The sequence below is a fragment of the Tamlana crocina genome (genome assembly GCF_012037625.1).
This window is the reverse complement of the sequence record NZ_JAAVJS010000537.1, coordinates 1-351: the sequence shown is the minus strand read 5'-3', so window position 1 is coordinate 351 and position 351 is coordinate 1. Positions and strand designations below refer to the sequence as shown.

Sequence of the window (351 nt, the reverse complement as noted above, 5' to 3'; positions counted from 1 at the left end):
AGAAAAGAGTATTTTTGCCGGATGTTAATTTTTAGAATGAAGAAAATATTTCTCTTACTAAGTGTAGTTTTTCTCTTTACCTCCTGCGGAGAATATCAGCAGGTACTTAAATCCAAGGATACGGCGGTAAAATATTCCACTGCCGAAAAGCTTTATAATGAAGCTAAAGAGGATGACAGCAGAAGAAAGTATCGTAAAGCTTTAAGGTTATTTGAACAGTTAATGCCAGAGTTTAGAGGGAAACCTCAGGGGCAAAAGTTGTCTTTTCTTTATGCTGATACCTACTACGAATTAGGAGATTATTATCTTGCCGGATACCAGTTTGAAAGATTTGTAGAAACCTATCCTGAA

1 protein-coding gene is annotated in these 351 nt (G+C 35.9%); it reads left to right on the top strand.

Features of this window, described 5'->3' with window-relative positions; all coding sequences use genetic code 11:
• Positions 1-36: 36 nt before the first annotated feature.
• The coding region (locus HC176_RS17940; protein WP_245234960.1) for an outer membrane protein assembly factor BamD at positions 37-351 on the top strand (315 nt) is incomplete at its 3' end.